Origin of the sequence: Exiguobacterium sp. s11 (assembly GCF_018619015.1) — a bacterium.
Taxonomy (GTDB): Bacteria; Bacillota; Bacilli; order Exiguobacteriales; family Exiguobacteriaceae; genus Exiguobacterium_A; species Exiguobacterium_A indicum.
Map to the genome: position 1 here is coordinate 1,170,597 of NZ_JACSNF010000001.1, position 16,444 is coordinate 1,187,040.

The 16,444-nt window shown below is 46.0% G+C and carries 15 protein-coding genes; 5 read left to right on the top strand and 10 right to left on the bottom strand.

Going from position 1 to position 16,444, the window contains the following annotated elements; all coding sequences use genetic code 11:
* Positions 1–190: 190 nt before the first annotated feature.
* The 4 genes from KNQ12_RS06290 to KNQ12_RS06305 all read right to left on the bottom strand — a co-directional run bounded on the left by KNQ12_RS06290 (position 191) and on the right by KNQ12_RS06305 (position 5,099).
* A complete protein-coding gene (locus KNQ12_RS06290; protein ID WP_353047607.1) occupies positions 191–1,453 on the bottom strand; it encodes an Nramp family divalent metal transporter in 1,263 nt (420 codons plus the stop codon).
* A 93-nt stretch (positions 1,454–1,546) separates the two neighbouring features.
* Positions 1,547–3,058 (bottom strand): sodium/proline symporter PutP, encoded by a 1,512-nt coding sequence (putP, locus tag KNQ12_RS06295; RefSeq protein WP_133207737.1) that lies wholly within the window; start codon positions 3,056–3,058, stop codon positions 1,547–1,549.
* Between the two features lie 78 nt (positions 3,059–3,136).
* Positions 3,137–4,681: an L-glutamate gamma-semialdehyde dehydrogenase gene (gene pruA / locus KNQ12_RS06300; protein ID WP_214746864.1), complete on the bottom strand. Its 1,545-nt coding sequence runs from the start codon at positions 4,679–4,681 to the stop codon at positions 3,137–3,139.
* A 130-nt stretch (positions 4,682–4,811) separates the two neighbouring features.
* Positions 4,812–5,099: a HesB/YadR/YfhF family protein gene (locus KNQ12_RS06305; protein WP_023469340.1), complete on the bottom strand. Its 288-nt coding sequence runs from the start codon at positions 5,097–5,099 to the stop codon at positions 4,812–4,814.
* 122 nt (positions 5,100–5,221) lie between these two features.
* Here KNQ12_RS06305 and KNQ12_RS06310 point away from each other — a divergent pair, with 122 nt between their 5' ends.
* The 4 genes from KNQ12_RS06310 to KNQ12_RS06325 all read left to right on the top strand — a co-directional run bounded on the left by KNQ12_RS06310 (position 5,222) and on the right by KNQ12_RS06325 (position 9,421).
* A complete protein-coding gene (locus KNQ12_RS06310) occupies positions 5,222–6,061 on the top strand; it encodes a hypothetical protein (protein ID WP_214746867.1) in 840 nt (279 codons plus the stop codon).
* 12 nt (positions 6,062–6,073) lie between these two features.
* Positions 6,074–6,523, top strand: a complete 450-nt coding sequence (gene bcp / locus KNQ12_RS06315; protein ID WP_214746870.1) for a thioredoxin-dependent thiol peroxidase — start codon at positions 6,074–6,076, stop codon at positions 6,521–6,523.
* Between the two features lie 329 nt (positions 6,524–6,852).
* A complete protein-coding gene (locus KNQ12_RS06320) occupies positions 6,853–8,502 on the top strand; it encodes a peptide ABC transporter substrate-binding protein (protein ID WP_214746873.1) in 1,650 nt (549 codons plus the stop codon).
* A gap of 268 nt (positions 8,503–8,770) precedes the next feature.
* Entirely contained in the window at positions 8,771–9,421 is a 651-nt protein-coding gene (locus KNQ12_RS06325) for a homing endonuclease associated repeat-containing protein (RefSeq protein ID WP_023469344.1), read from the top strand.
* A gap of 97 nt (positions 9,422–9,518) precedes the next feature.
* Here KNQ12_RS06325 and KNQ12_RS17205 read toward each other — a convergent pair whose 3' ends face one another.
* A complete protein-coding gene (locus KNQ12_RS17205) occupies positions 9,519–11,216 on the bottom strand; it encodes a GGDEF domain-containing protein (protein ID WP_055969073.1) in 1,698 nt (565 codons plus the stop codon).
* Between the two features lie 133 nt (positions 11,217–11,349).
* Between KNQ12_RS17205 and KNQ12_RS06335 the strand changes: the two genes are divergently transcribed.
* The gene (locus KNQ12_RS06335) at positions 11,350–11,958 is read left to right on the top strand and encodes a YktB family protein (RefSeq protein ID WP_058714075.1); all 609 of its coding nucleotides are present in this window, start codon (positions 11,350–11,352) and stop codon (positions 11,956–11,958) included.
* Positions 11,959–11,988: 30 nt separating this feature from the next.
* On the opposite strand, the gene KNQ12_RS06340 is transcribed toward KNQ12_RS06335, so the two are convergent.
* From KNQ12_RS06340 to KNQ12_RS06360, 5 genes are all read right to left on the bottom strand, one after another.
* Positions 11,989–12,498 carry a hypothetical protein gene (locus tag KNQ12_RS06340; RefSeq protein ID WP_023469347.1) on the bottom strand — a complete coding sequence of 170 codons (510 nt, stop codon included), beginning with the start codon at positions 12,496–12,498 and terminating at the stop codon, positions 11,989–11,991.
* 162 nt (positions 12,499–12,660) lie between these two features.
* Positions 12,661–13,734 (bottom strand): ABC transporter substrate-binding protein, encoded by a 1,074-nt coding sequence (locus KNQ12_RS06345; protein WP_023469348.1) that lies wholly within the window; start codon positions 13,732–13,734, stop codon positions 12,661–12,663.
* A gap of 3 nt (positions 13,735–13,737) precedes the next feature.
* Positions 13,738–14,538: an ABC transporter permease gene (locus KNQ12_RS06350; protein WP_029342587.1), complete on the bottom strand. Its 801-nt coding sequence runs from the start codon at positions 14,536–14,538 to the stop codon at positions 13,738–13,740.
* A complete protein-coding gene (locus KNQ12_RS06355) occupies positions 14,538–15,347 on the bottom strand; it encodes an ABC transporter permease (RefSeq protein WP_029342588.1) in 810 nt (269 codons plus the stop codon). The genes KNQ12_RS06350 and KNQ12_RS06355 overlap by 1 nt, the downstream gene beginning before the upstream one ends.
* Entirely contained in the window at positions 15,344–16,438 is a 1,095-nt protein-coding gene (locus KNQ12_RS06360; protein ID WP_023469351.1) for an ABC transporter ATP-binding protein, read from the bottom strand. Before KNQ12_RS06360 ends, KNQ12_RS06355 begins: the two co-directional genes overlap by 4 nt.
* Positions 16,439–16,444: the final 6 nt, after the last annotated feature.

Consider the following 16,444-nt stretch of genomic DNA (forward strand, 5'->3'; position numbering starts at 1 on the left):
CCTCCGGAACTTTTGCGATATATTTTACACTATTTCTAATCATAGCACTTTTCGTCCAGACAAAAAAGACGATGGTGCATCGGGGGGAGGTCCGCACCATCGTCCTATAGGGGTAGCAAAGCTTCCGGGCGGAAAGCTTCTAGTTATGAAATACCCGCTTTAAATCAGACGAAACAAAAATACTGAATATTCATACTAAGACATCGACAAGCAGATAGACATTGAAGATGATGACGATCGAGACGATGATCCAGGCCAACGTGTTCATGAACCGACTGTTCCGATGTTTCCCCATGTACCGTTCACTCGCTGTCGCTCGAATCAACGGAATCAGAGCGAACGGAATCCCGAACGATAAGGCGACCTGACTGAGGACAAGTGCCCGTGTCGGATCAAAACCGGAGAACAGCAACACAATCGCCGGCAACATCGTCACGGTCCGTCGAACGAACAATGGCAGTTGAAGATGAAGAAAGCCGCGCATGATCGCATCACCTGACATCGTCCCGACGCTTGAAGAAGCGAGACCCGAGACAAGTAAAGCAATCGCAAACAGATACGGTGCGCTACCACCGAGCGTGACATGAAGTCCCTCGTAGATCGCTTCAAGCGAACCCGCTTGATACTTCGTGCCATAAAAGACACTTGCCGCAATGACGAGCATCGCCCCGTTGACCGCTCCGGCAATCAGCATCGCTCCCCAGATGTCGAAGCGTTGGATGCGTAACATCGAAGCTTTATTCGCAACGTGCCCCATCCGCCGTTTCGTTAAATCGGAATGGAGATAGATCGCGTGCGGCATGACAGTTGCCCCAAGCATCCCGGCAGCGAGGACGATGCTCGATGTGCCTTCGAATCCTGGTATTAGCCCCGCTGATAAATCACGAAAGACAGGATGAACTTCAAATACTTCAATCGCAAAAGCAGCCGCGATGATCAGGACAAGAACGGCGATGACGGCTTCAAAATGCCGGAGTCCCTTTTGCTCGAAGCCGAGGATGACGAAGGACAGTACAGCTGTTAAAAGGGCCGCCATCCGTAAATCAATCGCAAACAATAAATGAAATCCGAGTGCGGCTCCGACGAACTCAGCGAGATCGGTTGCCATCGCGACAAGTTCCGCTTGTACCCAGTAGAAGAAGCGCGTGACCGGTGATAACTCTTCCCGGATTACTTCCGCTAAACTGAGATTGCTGACGATTCCGAGCTTAGCTGACAGGAACTGAATGACGACGGCCATCAAGTTCGAGGCGACGATGACCCAGAGCAGTAAGTAGCCGTACTGGGCACCTGCCGTCATGTTCGTCGCGAAGTTTCCCGGATCGAGATACGCGACGGCAGCGACGAACGCTGGTCCAAGATATGTCCGTTTTCTTGGTAAATCTTGTGTAAGTGGCTGTGTCGCCATCTCGTTCACCTCACTTTTGGTTTTTATTATACGCTCATATTGCACAAGCGCAACAAATATGTTTATGGTAAATAACAACGTATGAAGTGAATTAAAAAGGGATGTTTCCTGTAATCAGGAAACACCCCTTTTTGTTAATTAGACAATCTTCCGCTCAGGCTCCGCACCTTTTAGCTGCGCTTGCACTTGATCGAATTCATCATAGATCGCTTGACTCGGTTCCTTCGTCACGAGACTACCGACGACGAGCGCAACAGTCGAAGCGAAGAAGGCTGGAATCATCTCGTACATCTCAGAAATGTAGAATGGCAACCCTTCGACATTTTGTTTGATGAGAATCCAGGCGATGACGACGACAGATCCCGTAATCATCGAAGCAAGTGCTCCTGTCTTGTTCATCCGGCGCCAAAGCAAGCTGAACAGAACGACTGGTCCGAACGCGGCACCGAAACCAGCCCACGCATAACCAACGAGAGTCAAGATCGACTTCTGTGCACCGAACGATAAGAGAATCGCTAGAGCAGCGACGACAAGGACCATCACGCGCCCCATGACCATCAATTCACGATCAGAAGCATCACGCTTGAAGAAACGTTGATAGAAATCATTCGTTGCCGCACTCGAAGAGACGAGTAGCTGTGTCGAGATCGTCGACATGATGGCAGCAAGTAAGGCTGCAAGCAACAGTCCCGTAATGAAACCAGGGAAGAGATCGCGTGATAATTGAATGAAGACATTCTCTGGTTCTCCTAAAGGACTATTTTGTTGCGTGAAGTAGGCATATCCGATCAAACCTGTCACCATCGCTCCAACGATCGAGAACGTCATCCAGATCATCCCGACGCGACGTGCTGACTTCATCTCGTGTAAGTTCCGAATCGCCATGAAACGAACGATGATATGCGGCTGACCAAAGTAGCCGAGTCCCCATGCGAGTAGCGAGACGATTCCAATGACCGTCGTACCTTTGAATAACTCGAGCTTTGAACCGTCCGTCGACCGAATCGTTTCGAGCGTCTCGTTGATTCCACCGCTTAAAGCGAGGGCAACGCCTGGTACGATCAGCAACGCGATGACCATGATCATCCCTTGGACGACGTCCGTCCAACTGACGGCAAGGAAACCACCGAGGAAGACATAAGCGATGACGACGCCCGCTAAAATCCAAAGACCTGTCGTATAATCCAGTCCGAAAACCGCTTCGAACAAACGACCACCTGCAACAAAACCACTTGATGCGTACATTATAAAGAATATTAAGATAACTCCAGCTGAAACGGTACGCAAGACACCACTTTTATCGTGGAATCGTTTTTCAAAGTAATCGGGAATCGTGATCGCATCCCCTGCATGTGCTGTATACGCACGCAGACGCGGCGCGACGAGTAACCAGTTGGCGTAAGCACCAAGCAATAAACCAACGACGATCCATCCACTGGACAGACCAGTTGCATACATCGCACCCGGTAATCCCATCAACAACCAGCCACTCATGTCACTTGCTCCAGCAGAGAGCGCCGTGACGACGGGACCAATCGTACGTCCCCCAAGCATGTAGTCATTCATGTTCTTCGTCCGATAATACGCAATGACGCCAAGTGCGACCATCAGTCCGAGATACAACAAAATCGCAAACCACATTCCGTTCATCCTTGCTCCCCCTTTTTCCATGATATAAGAAAAACGGGCATGCAGGTCGCACACCCGTTTCATCTATTAAACACCATTTCAGAACATTTCTGAAGTTGTTTTTGCTTGAAGATGTAAAGTCAAGTAATCTGGTCCGCCCGCTTTCGAATCCGTTCCAGACATGTTGAATCCACCGAATGGTTGGTAGCCAACGATTGCGCCTGTGCACCCACGGTTGAAGTAGAGGTTACCGACGTGGAAGTTCGCACGCGCGTACTCTTGGTTCGTCCGGTCTTGCGTGATGACAGCACCTGTCAATCCGTATTCCGTGTTGTTCGCGATGTCGATTGCTTCTTTGAAATCTTTCGCTTTCGTGAAGGCGACGACTGGTCCAAAGATTTCTTCTTGCATCAAACGATCCGTTGGTTGAACGTCCGCGACGACTGTCGGTGAGACGAAGAATCCTGTTGAATCATCCGCCGTACCACCTGCGACGATACGTCCTTCTTCTTTTGCGACGTCGAAGTACGACGTAATTTTCTTGAATGCTGCTGCGTCGATGACTGGTCCGACATTGTTTGAGACATCCGTCGGGTTACCGATGCTAAGTTTGTTCGTGTTCGCGACGACTTTTTCGAGCAACTCGTCATAGACAGAGTCGAGTGCGACGACACGTGAACAAGCTGAACATTTTTGACCCGAGAATCCGAATGCCGCTTTCGTGATCATGTCCGCTGCGTAATCGAGGTCGGCCGACTCATCGATGACCATCGTATCTTTTCCGCCCATTTCCGCGATGACGCGTTTGAGCCAGATTTGACCTTCGTTTAGTTTCGATGCCCGCTCGTTGATGCGAAGACCGACATCACGTGATCCCGTGAAGCTGATGAAACGTGTTTTCGGGTGATCGACGAGGTAGTCACCGACTTCTGCCCCTGAACCTGGTACGAAGTTCAAGACGCCTGCCGGAAGACCAGCCTGCTCCATCACTTCGACGAATTTCGCTGCGACGACCGGTGTCGTCGATGCGGGTTTCAAGAGGATCGGGTTCCCTGCCACGATTGCTGCAACAGCTGTTCCAGCCATGATCGCGAGTGGGAAGTTCCATGGTGAGATGATGACACCAACACCGAGTGGAATGTAATCGTAACGGTTGTATTCGCCTGGACGACTCTCGACTTTTTTGCCGTCTTTTAAGACGAGCATCTGACGTGCGTAGTACTCGAGGAAGTCGATCGCTTCTGCTGTATCGGCATCTGCTTCGTTCCAAGGCTTCCCTGCTTCTTTGACGAGGTAGGCAGAGAACTCATGCTTCCGCTTACGGATGATGTTCGCTGCTTTGAATAGGACGTCCGCACGTACAGACGGATTGACGAATTTCCATGTTTCGAAGGCTGTGACTGCTGCTTGCATCGCTTCTTCTGCATGTTCCTGTGTCGCTTTCGAGACATGTCCGACGATTTCTTCTTTGTTAGCCGGATTGACGGAGACGATTTTATCTTCCGTCGTCACATGTTTTCCACCGATGACGAGCGGATAATCTTTGCCGAGTTCTTGCGTGACGAGTGCAAGTGCCTCTTCGAACGCTTTCTTGTTTGCTTCTTGTGAGAAGTCCGTGAATGGTTCGTGTTTGTACGGAATCATCTCTATTCCCCCTTTAATCTCTACTTTAAATCGCTTACATTCTCCATTGTACAGAAGCATGAGTCCGCTTACAATTATTCTAGTCAAAAAAATAAAGGAGCGACGGATTTGGTCGCTCCTCAGTTCTCGATTATTCCTTCGCTTGTGAAAAGACGATTTCTTCGTGTTCAATTGAAACTTTGACGTCTTGCCCTTGGAATAACCAGTCATCTTGATCCGAAACGACGAAGTGGATGCCGTCGACGACCTCTTCGACCGCTGCCCGTTCGACTTCTTCCATATGAACGCCGACCGAGAAACCTTGTGTTAAATCCGTTGAGCCACCATATTTTGCGAAGAAGCGAATCGTATCGCCTGATTTTGCTTCCATCTCGTCTTTAAAGTATTGCAATGCCTCATCTGTAATATGAATTTTCATATCTATCACTCCCCTTTCGTTTAGTGTACCGATATCCTACTCAAAAAAGCGAATTTCCTGTATGGTAGAGACAAGATTAGCTATGGAAGCACCATGAAACACTCATCTTAGGAGGAATTCGAATGAAACGATCGCTCGTAGTGCTGCTTGCGACCAGTCTCGTACTCGTCGGTTGCGGAAACGATTCCCCGTCTTCTACAGATACCAAATCCCCGAAGACGACGGAAACAAAACAACAGAAGGCTGAACAAGCCGTTCTTGACGTCTATCAAACATACGAAAAAACGCTCGGTCAATCCGGACGAGCAGATGCAAAAGAACTTGCATCGATTGAATATACGGGTGACGAAAAACAACTTGAACCGCTTGCCGTCGGTGCGAAAAACTTGAATGTTGTTCCCGGTAAGGTCGTCAAGTCGTTCCAAAAGGGCGACGTTGCCTATATCATCCACGAATTCAAGGATGCGAAAGGATCGATACTCCCAAACCGGGGATCGAAACTGTTATTGAAGAAAGACGATGAGTGGAAAATCGTCCTGACACCGACGACATTCGATCCGTCCGTCTTCTCGACGCTTGGCGACATGTTCACTGGATTTAACGCTGATGAATATGGTGTCAATGCGAAGGCGGCTGATGAGATCGGAAAAACCGATGAAAAAGAGCAGGATGCCGTCTTCTCTCGTGTCAATGCGCAAACCGATTATATGGCGCTTGAGATGAACAGTAACATCCTGATGATTTACGGTGAGGCGCTCAAGAACGAAGGAAATCCTGAAACGCTCGTTGATTACTATCAAGACTACGCAGACTGGTATGAAGAAGAACAGCCACTCCTCATGAAGACAGCGAAAGCCGGTTCGGATTATGAGAAGTACTTGATTGCCCTCGATCCATTAAAAGAGAGTCTTCAAAAGAAGCTTGAGAAATATGCGGATCAATTAAACATGGAATTAGGATAAGGAGGAATTTTCATGCAAGCACCAACATTCACCCTTCCGAACGCACAAGGAGAACCGATTTCCCTCGAGGATTATCGCGGAAAAAAAGTCATACTTTATTTCTATCCGAAGGATTCAACGCCTGGTTGTACGACCGAGGCACGTGATTTCCGTGATGCGACGCAAGCGTTCGAAGAAAATAACACCGTCATTCTCGGTGTTTCTGCTGATAGTCAGAAACGGCATCAAAACTTTATCGCAAAATACGAATTACCGTTCCAATTGTTATCAGATATCGAGCATGAAGTGTGTGAGCAATATGGCGTCTGGCAACTGAAAAAGAACTACGGTAAGGAATATTTTGGAATTGTTCGTTCAACTTTCCTAATTGATGAGTCTGGTGAAATCGTCAAGGAATGGCGCAGTGTGAAAGTAAAAGATCACGTCGCAGAAGCACTTCAGTACGTCCAAGAGCAGAAATGAGTTCAAGAACCAGTTGTTTTATACAACTGGTTCTTTTTGTATTAAACCCTTTTAAAAACTCCTAATTTTATCCTTCAACAAAAATAATTTAATAAAAAAACCATTGGTATTACACACAAATTTAATGATTTTGAAATAATCTGAAAATATTCTATTGATTTTTCTGAATATTGTATTTATTATTGATAACAAGTTGATCCGGTGCTTTCCACAGCTTAAGAATAAAAGGCGATGACCCCTCTTATTTTTAGTCGGACACCGGATCGCTATCCTATCGGTTCTTATCGTTTCACCAGATATATCTATTTCTTTTGGGAGGGATTTACTTTATGAAGAAGAAAAAGGCACTTGCACTCGTTGGAGCACTGACAATCGCTGGATCAAGTCTTGCGGCATGTTCGACGACAGATGAAGGTAAAAAAGAAAGCGGTTCGACATCTGGAGAGAAATCTTCAGACAAACAAATCTTAAATTTAACGAGTGGTTCAGATATTCCAGCACTTAGCCCAACCGTCGCAACAGACTCTGTTTCTTTCACAGTGTTAAACAACGTCCAAGAAGGTCTATTCCGTCTTGATGACAAACAAGAAGCTACACCTGGTGTTGCTGAAAGTGTTGATGTTTCGGAAGATGGACTTACATACACGTTCAAGCTTCGTGATTCGAAATGGTCGGATGGCAGTGATGTCACAGCAAAAGACTTCGAGTATGCATGGAAACGTGTTCTTGATCCGAAAAGTGGTTCGCAATATGCGTATATCATGTATCTCATCGATGGCGCAGAAGCGTATAACACAGGAAAAGGAAAAGCTGACGATGTTGCAGTCAAAGCTGTTGACGACAAAACGCTCGAAGTTAAGCTGACACAACCGGCTGAATACTTCAAATCATTAACTGGTTTCGGTTCATTCATGCCACTGAAACAAGAGTTCGTCGAAAAACAAGGGAAAAACTTCGCGACGAAACCAGATACATTCCTTTACAACGGACCATTCGTCCTATCAGACTGGAAAACAGAAGTCGGTTGGAGCTACAAGAAAAACGATCAGTACTGGGATAAAGATAACGTTAAACTCGAAGAGATCAACTACAAAGTCGTTAAGGAAACATCGACTGCAGTTAACCTTTACGAAAAAGGTGATATCGACCAAGTTGGTCTGACAAGCGAATTCGTTGATCAGTATAAAGATAACGAAGACTTTGATACACGCCTTGATGCATCGATGTACTATATCCAAATGAACTTCAAGAATGAACTCTTGAAAAATAAAGACATCCGTAAAGCAATCGACTCTGGATACGATAAAGAGCAGATGGCAAAAGTTCTCTTAAACAACGGTTCAATCCCAGCTTATTACTATGTCCCGAAAGAATTCGCAAAAGGTCCAGACGGTAAAGACTTCCGTGATGGTAACGAAGGCTTCGGTTCATACGATGCTTCTTCTGCAAAAGCATCGTTCGAAAAAGGATTGAAAGATATCGGTAAAAAATCAGTCAAACTCGAGCTTCTTTCATACGATGATGATAACTCGAAGAAAATCTCTGAATACCTTAAAGGCGAGTGGGAGAAAAACCTTCCAGGTCTTGAAGTCACGATCAAACAACAGCCGTTCAAGAACAAACTTGAGCTAGAATCAAAAGGTGAGTTCGAACTATCATTCGCAGGATGGGGACCTGACTACCAGGATCCGATGACGTTCCTCGATATGTGGGTAACAGGTGGACCATACAACCGAGGTAAGTACTCAAGCGATAAATATGATTCACTCATCAAATCAGCTCAAAAAGAAGTAGATGCTGAGAAACGTTGGCAGGCACTGAAAGACGCTGAGAAAACTCTCCTTGAGGACGATCAAGCGATCTCTGTTATGTATCAGCGCGGAGCTTCCTTCTTACGTAAGCCGTATGTCAAAGGAATCGTCAACCATAAAGTAGGTGCCGATACTTCATACAAATGGGCATCAATCGAAGGAAAATAAGTTACACCAAAAGACCAGATTCGCTGACGAGCGTGTCTGGTCTTTTTTTCCACCTGTGTCATTTGTCCTATTTTTCTGAATAGCATTAAAATTTCGTGTCATTCTGTTTTCATTTTTATATCTTCGTTTTATACTATCAAAGAATCCGATTCACTATATTTACAATAATTCATTAAAATTATTCATAATTAATGGAAATGAACCGATATATTTACCACAGAGGACTTTTGCCTCAATACTCTACTTCACTAGGAAGGAGGACTCACTCATGAAGCAACGCGTACTTACAAATCAAAAGAGTTATACGGAAGAACAACTCGAGATGATCGAAGCGATTCGCGCAGTCGGTGAACTCATCCAGGATCGTCCAAGGCGTACAGTCTACCGTCGTTATGCGCTCGTCAATGACTGGCCACAGCCAGAGAATATCGTTCGTCAATTCGGGTCTTGGCCTGAAGCTTTATCTGCAGCAGGTTACGAATGGAATGTAGATCAGCAACCCGAAGAACTCGAGCGGGCGCCGAAGTATACAAAAGATGAGATTTTAAAATCGTTTCATCGCTATGCGCAGGATGTCGGATCGACAATCACCTTGAAAAAGTATCAAATGTGGCGAAAATCCGTTCACCACGCGCCGAGTCACTATCACATCGTTAAGATGTTCGGATCATGGCATGATGCCTGTACGGCAGCAGGTCTTGAAGCCAGCGTGACCTATTCTAAAGCAGAGCTCGCTGCATCGCTTCGTCAAGCCATCGAAGAAGTCGGATTTTCTCTTTCATTTGAAGCCTATCGAGAATGGGCGAAACGGAACAATAAACCCTCGACGAAAGCTCTATTACACCGATACGGCTCTTGGTCGGCTGCGATTCATGCGATTGAAAATGAGATCCGTCTCAACAAACAACAAGCTCAATGAACTCATCCATTCTTCAGTCCTTTCCGATCTTCGAGACGGAAAGGCTTTTTTTCATCAAAAAAAAGATGACGTTTCCGCCATCTTTTTTTGGTGTGATTCAAATGACTTTCTCTTTCCATTCATGATACGCTGCGACACGATCGCGTCCTTGGAACTTCGCACCGACATACATCGCACGGTCCGCGTTTCGGATCAAACTGGCTAGATCGCCCAGTTCCTTCAGCGTATCTATCCCTATGCTCGCTGTAATCTCAAGAGTATGACCCTCGACTACAATCGGATTAGCATGCAACGTCTCACGAATTCGTTCTGCCACGATGCGGGCGGACTCTAGATCCGTATTCGGAAGCAAGATGACGAATTCTTCCCCACCATACCGAGCCACGAGATCCGTGATTCGCGTCGCTTGCATCAGCAACTTAGCTACTTCAAATAGGACGACATCGCCGATTTCATGACCGTACGTATCATTGATTTGCTTAAAGTGATCGAGATCGATCATCAATGCGGAGAAAGGATACAGATCGCGTTGTTTGATTCGACGATCCCCCCACTCTTGTAACGCGCGATAATTGGGTAATTTCGTCATCGCATCCGTCCGGCTATCAATCAGCAATCTCTCTCGTTCATGTGCGCGCTCTACAGCCCATGACAGGACACGCAACGCGCGATACAACTCGTACCCAAAGTCTTTCGTAAACTCTCCACTGGCTTCAGAGGCAAGTAAGAGTGAGCAATTGATCGTCTCCGTTGCTTCAGGCTGTATGAATAAGACGGATTGAATTTCCTCTGGTAAACAATCATACAATCGAATATCCCACTCCTGTTGCATACCATAGAGTAAAACTTCCTCTTTTTCAATGATTTCCTCTATGACCTTCCCTTCTACATGGTCCGCCTTTAATTTACGCCCATCCTTTAAGGAATAATAGACACTTTGTTGTCCCTCTTCGAAATCGAATTTAATCCATGCAATATCCGGTTTGACGAATTGATTGAGTTGTCGCAGGTATCGTTCGATGATAAATTGCGCGTCACCGTCTTTCCACGCCGCTTCTTTTAAACGTTCAATTTGTTCCCAATGCTCAATTCGGTCCGATGCTTGGACCGAACTACCGAGAGAACGCTTGATGATGAAAAGTGCAAACGCTGCCATTACAAGCCCGCTATTCCCGTTTCCTTGCACGACAAGTGTACTGAAAATACCATAGAGTAGTTCTGCCGTGATGACGACTGCTTCGAAGCGTAGCAGCTGAAACATGACATCACTTGGAATATTTTCACCCAAAAGAAATCGTGAAAGTTGGTATTGCAGCAATAAGACAATCCATAAAATAACGACCATCGCAAGCAACGGGATGATGTTGTCAGTTAATTGAAAGGCATCACCATGCGTCCCACCTAAGAGATTATAAGCTAGACCTGCTGGTACGATTAAGAAAAGTTCTAGCGCCACATTAAACGGATAGTTATGTAGCATCCGTCGTCTTCCGACTGGTGTATGAATCGTACGTAATTGATAAATCAACATGGTGACCTGTCCTACACAAATAGCAGAAAGCATGCCATACGTTAAAAATGTGAACAATACAAAACCAAAATGAAACGTGAAGCTCATATGTCGTCGGCGAACCGGATCGACGACAAAAATAGTGGATAATGCGGCAATCAATAAAAACGTGAACAAGTCGACGCTGAGGCTATAATCCTTAGACTTCGCAAAAAGATCGATGCCAATCACGATTAAGAAAAATACGACCCAGCTTCGAAGGAGATATTGTTGAAAACGGCGCACTCGAACTTCCCCTTCCTGTTTAATCTATTTTTAAAAATTGTAATAAATTGTTAATTCTATTATTCAATTTTTTGAGCAAAATGTCGAACTTGAATCGTTTCATTTGATACACTCATTAAAGAGGTGATCTTTCATGACAAATACGTTTACTCAATATGCTTTTGACACGTTTCACATTGATGGTCTTGATTCACGAATGCATGCCATTCGCGAGCGCATCCAACCGATTTTTCGCGATATCGGACAAGAAATCACGCCCGACTTGACCGTCGCGATCGAAGAGGACATGCACGTCCATATCGCACAACATGCTAGACGCAAAGTAAATCCGCCACAGGATACATGGATGGCTTTTTCACCAGATAAACGCGGCTATAAAAAGCATCCTCACTTCCAAGTCGGACTGTTTGATGACCATCTGTTCATTTGGCTCGCCTATATCTATGAGTTGCCGAACAAACAACACTATGCCTCAAAATTACTAAATCATACGGATTTACTAACCACACTCCCTGAAGACTTCGTCATTTCATATGATCATATGAAAAAAGATGCTGTTCCCGTACACGAGACCGACATCCATTCAGGGTTAGAACGCTTCCATGATGTCAAAAAAGCAGAATTCCTCGTCGGTCGTCACATTTCAGCACAACAAGTGAGCGAATTGACACGCGAGGAGTTATTAGATGTGATTCGAAATACCTATTCGCATCTCGTACCACTCTATAAAACGATTAAATAAAAAGGATGGCCGAATCGGTCATCCTTTTCATTAGTTATATTTTACTAGAATTGACATGACTTGTGTACGGTCAGAGTTTAAATTTAGATAAATGTTGACCTGTTTTGAGGAAACGGTCATGACATTGAACGTTTTATCGAGTTTTGCTGTCGGATAGGCTTGTTTGACTTCCTTGACTGTAACCGTCCGTTTGACTTGTTTCGGATCATAAACGATGGCACTGACTTTCGCTTTTGCATCCTTCACACCATACGTTGAACAGTAGTGAAGGGCACGATCTGCTGAAGCAAGACCATTTCCACTTTGACACCAGTTCGAGCTCTTTTCGCCTTTGTACGCTTTATGTACTTGCGCAAGTGTCGTTTTTTCAAGAACAACTTTTCCATCGAGGGAATGTGCTTGTTTTGCTTGCGTCTGAATTTCTTGAAGCCATTTTACATCAGTTTGTTTTGTTGCTTCGACCGATTGATTATATGAAGTGCCTGACACGATGCTGACAGTGAGTGCGGCAGTTAAGATGATTCCTAAGACTTGTTTCATGCTAATGTCCTCCTCGGCGCCTATATAAAGCGTTGATAATAAACTGATTCCCCTATTTCAAAAAATTATTCAGTTTTTATAGTTTTTTTATGGAAGTTTATTTTTATTTTTTATACATGCAAACAAAAAGAACCTAGTGTCGGCGGGACACTAGGTTCTTCCTCATTTCTTATGCATCTTAAACTCTAGGAACAACTCATTGTAATGTGCGAGCATCTTCTTCCCGAGGTTCTCATAAACTTCAAGTGTATCGGTGACTTGTTTATCAGGATAGAATCGCTCATCGGTCCGAACCGATTTGTCGAGCAGTTTTAAGCCTTCTTTGTTTGGTGTCGAATAACCGACGTAATCCGCATTTTTCGCTGAAACATCTGGACGCAGCATGAAGTTGATGAACTCATGTGCCCCCTCGACGTTTTTCGCGGTCTTCGGAATGACGACATTATCGAACCAGACGTTTGATCCTTCTTTTGGAATGACGTAGTCAAGATTTTCATTCTCGCTCATGATCTCGTTTGCATCACCTGACCAGACGACACCGAGCCCCGCTTCTTCATTCGCGAGCAATAACTTAATCTCGTCTCCGACGATTGCCTTGACGTTTGGTGTCAGGCGCATCAAGTTCGCTTTTGCTTCCTGTAGTTTCGACTCATCCGTTTCATTTAACGAATAACCGAGACTATTCAAGCTCATCCCCATCACTTCACGGGCACCGTCAGCGAGTAGAATCTGATTCTTTAGCTTCGGATCCCAGAGATCCTTCCAGCTCGTCGGTTTCTTCCCATCAATCAAGTCTTTATTGTAGACGATACCGACAGTTCCCCAGAAATACGGAATCGAGTACTTGTTGTTCGGATCGAACGATAAATCTAAAAAGCGCGAATCGATGTTTTTGAGATTCGGGATTTTTTGATGATCGATCGGAACGACGAGCTTCTCATCGATCATCTTCGCAATCGCATAGTCGGACGGAACAGCGATATCGTACGTCGTTCCTCCCTGTTCGATCTTCGTCAGCATTGCTTCGTTTGAATCGAACGTCTGATAGACGACTTTGATGCCGCTCTCCTTCTCAAACTGTTTGATCAGTGCTGGGTCGATGTAATCGCCCCAGTTGTAGATGTTCAGGACATTTTTCCCCGAATACCCTTGTGTCTCATTTAACTGATTCAAGGTGAATAAAATGACACCCGAGATCAGGAAAATCGCGGCAAATAATTGAATCAATTTTTTCAACGGTCATTTCACCTCCGGTCGCGAAAGCTTCGTAGCAGCTCGTTGGTTCAAGAAGTAGTAGCCGATGACGAGTAAGAACGTAAACAAGAAGATGACGGTCGACAAGGCGTTGATCTTCATCGAAATCCCTTGACGGGCAAGTGAGTAGATCTCAACGGACAACGTCGTAAAGCCGTTTCCTGTCACGAAGAACGTCACCGCAAAATCATCCAGTGAGTACGTCAATGCCGTAAAGAAGCCAGCGAAGATACCGGGTGTGATATACGGCAAGATGACTTTCGTCAAAACATCCCAACGGCTTGCGCCTAAGTCGCGCGCTGCATCAACGAGCGTTGGACTCATCTCCTGCAACTTCGGCAGGACGAGAATGACGACGATCGGTACCGAAAACGCGATGTGGGACAGTAGGACTGACGTAAAGCCGAGTTGGATGCCAAGTAGCGTGAAGAAGATCAAGAACGATGCCCCAATGATGACATCCGGACTGACGATCAAGATGCTGTTGAGCGTCAACAACGACGTCTCGACCCGTTTCTTACGGACGGCTTGAATCCCGATCGCTCCGAATACGCCAAGGATCGTCGAGATTGCGGCTGATAACAAGGCGATGACGAGTGTGTTCAAGACGATGATCAACAAACGTGAATCTTGGAAGACTTCCTTGTACCAATCCCACGTGAACGAATCAAAGTTCGTCATATTGTCAGCGCTGTTGAACGAATAGAATGCCAAGTAGAAGATCGGAGCATACAAAATGATGAAGACTCCGATTAGATAAAGATTTGCTAGTTTCAGACGTTTCATCAAGTCGTCGCTCCTTTCTTCCGTTTCGTACTCGTCAAGGCAAGGATGATCGCCATTGCGATGATGAGGAAGACGGCAATCGTCGCTCCCATGCCCCAGTTTTGTGTCACGAGGAACTGCTGTTCAATCGCTGTACCGAGCGTGATGACGCGGTTTCCGGCAATCAGACGTGTAATCATGAACAGCGATAATGCCGGAATGAAAACGAGCTGACAGCCTGACTTCACACCATCGAGTGTCAACGGGAAGACGACACGCCGGAACGTCGTGAAGTTCGACGCCCCAAGATCACGTGCAGCAAAGACAAGTGACGGACTCAGTTTTTCAATCGCGTTGAAGATCGGTAGGATCATGAACGGAATGAAGATGTAGACCGAGACGAAGACGAAACTGAAATCGGTAAAGAGAATCTGTTGTCGTCCAATCCCAATTGCTTCAAGCGTTTGGTTCGCAAGACCATACGTACTGAACAACCCGATGAAGGCATAAGCTTTCAACAACAAGTTGATCCACGTCGGTAAGATGATCAAAAGTAGCCACAGCTGTTTATGCTTCGTTTTCGTCAACAAGTAAGCGGTCGGATAACCGATCAAGAGCGAAAACACTGTAATCAAAAACGCATACCAGAACGAGCTGAGTGTCATCGTCAAATAGGTCGACGTAAAGAAGTTCTGGTAGTTCTCAAATGAGAAGTTGCCGTCCAAATCAAGGAATGAATAGTAGACGACGAGTACGATCGGTGCGATGACGAACAAGGCAATCCAGAATAGATACGGGATGAGATACCAGTTACGTGATTTTTGCATCATAACACCCCGTCGTAGGATTCCAGGCGCTTATCGAATTCTTCTTCCGTCTCGTTCAGTCGCATGACGTGAATCGCTTCCGGATCAAATGTCAGTCCGATCTGCTCACCAACCGTCGCTTTTTTCGTACTGTGGACGAGCCATTCGTTACCGACTTCATCCATACAAGCGATCTCGTAGTGCACGCCACGGAAAAGTTGCGAATCGACGGTGACTTGTAGTTTCCCTTGGGTCACGTTCGTGATTTCGAGATCCTCCGGACGGATGACGATCTCGACCGGTTCGTTCAATTCAAGACCACGGTCGACACATTCGAATTCCTTTTCTGCGAACCAGACCCGATAGTCTTCCACCATGCGCCCTGGAATGATGTTCGACTCACCGATGAAGTCCGCGACGAAGCGGTTGATCGGTTCATCATAGATATCCGTCGGTGTGCCCGATTGTTGAATGACACCGTGATTGAGGACGAAGATTTCATCTGACATCGCCAGTGCCTCTTCTTGGTCGTGCGTGACGAAGATGAACGTGATGCCAAGACGACGTTGCAAGTCGCGGAGCTCATACTGCATCTCTGTCCGTAATTTCAAGTCGAGCGCTGACAGTGGCTCATCGAGCAAGATGACTTCCGGCTCATTGACGATTGCCCGAGCAATCGCGACACGTTGCCGCTGTCCACCTGACATCTCGGTGATTTCTCGTTTCTCATAACCGGACAAGTTGACGAACTTCAACGCGTCCGTCACACGTTTAGCGATTTCTGCTTCTTTCACCTTCTTGATGCGAAGACCGAAGGCGATATTCTCGAAGACGTTCAAGTGCGGGAAGAGTGCATAGTCTTGGAAGACCGTATTGACTTGACGTTTGTTCGCCGGTACATCGTTGATCCGTTTTCCGTTGAAGATGATGTCCCCTTCTGTTGCTTCCGAAAAGCCAGCAATCAGTCGTAAGATCGTCGTTTTCCCACAACCCGATGGTCCGAGTAACGTATAGAACTTCCCGCGTTCGATTTCGAAGCTGACTTGGTCGAGGACGGTCTGATCGTCGTATCGTTTCGTAACGTCCTTGAATTGAATGATCGTAGTATCTGCCAATCTAGT

Coding starts and splice junctions, on each gene's coding strand:
- KNQ12_RS06325 (WP_023469344.1), top strand. CDS start 8,771: ATGAAGCAACGCGTACTTACAAATCAAAAGAGTTATACGGAAGAACAA.
- KNQ12_RS06310 (WP_214746867.1), top strand. CDS start 5,222: ATGAAACGATCGCTCGTAGTGCTGCTTGCGACCAGTCTCGTACTCGTC.
- pruA (WP_214746864.1), bottom strand. CDS start 4,681: ATGATTCCGTACAAACACGAACCATTCACGGACTTCTCACAAGAAGCA.
- KNQ12_RS06335 (WP_058714075.1), top strand. CDS start 11,350: ATGACAAATACGTTTACTCAATATGCTTTTGACACGTTTCACATTGAT.
- bcp (WP_214746870.1), top strand. CDS start 6,074: ATGCAAGCACCAACATTCACCCTTCCGAACGCACAAGGAGAACCGATT.
- KNQ12_RS06305 (WP_023469340.1), bottom strand. CDS start 5,099: ATGAAAATTCATATTACAGATGAGGCATTGCAATACTTTAAAGACGAG.
- KNQ12_RS06320 (WP_214746873.1), top strand. CDS start 6,853: ATGAAGAAGAAAAAGGCACTTGCACTCGTTGGAGCACTGACAATCGCT.
- KNQ12_RS06340 (WP_023469347.1), bottom strand. CDS start 12,498: ATGAAACAAGTCTTAGGAATCATCTTAACTGCCGCACTCACTGTCAGC.
- putP (WP_133207737.1), bottom strand. CDS start 3,058: ATGAACGGAATGTGGTTTGCGATTTTGTTGTATCTCGGACTGATGGTC.
- KNQ12_RS06355 (WP_029342588.1), bottom strand. CDS start 15,347: ATGATGCAAAAATCACGTAACTGGTATCTCATCCCGTATCTATTCTGG.
- KNQ12_RS06350 (WP_029342587.1), bottom strand. CDS start 14,538: ATGAAACGTCTGAAACTAGCAAATCTTTATCTAATCGGAGTCTTCATC.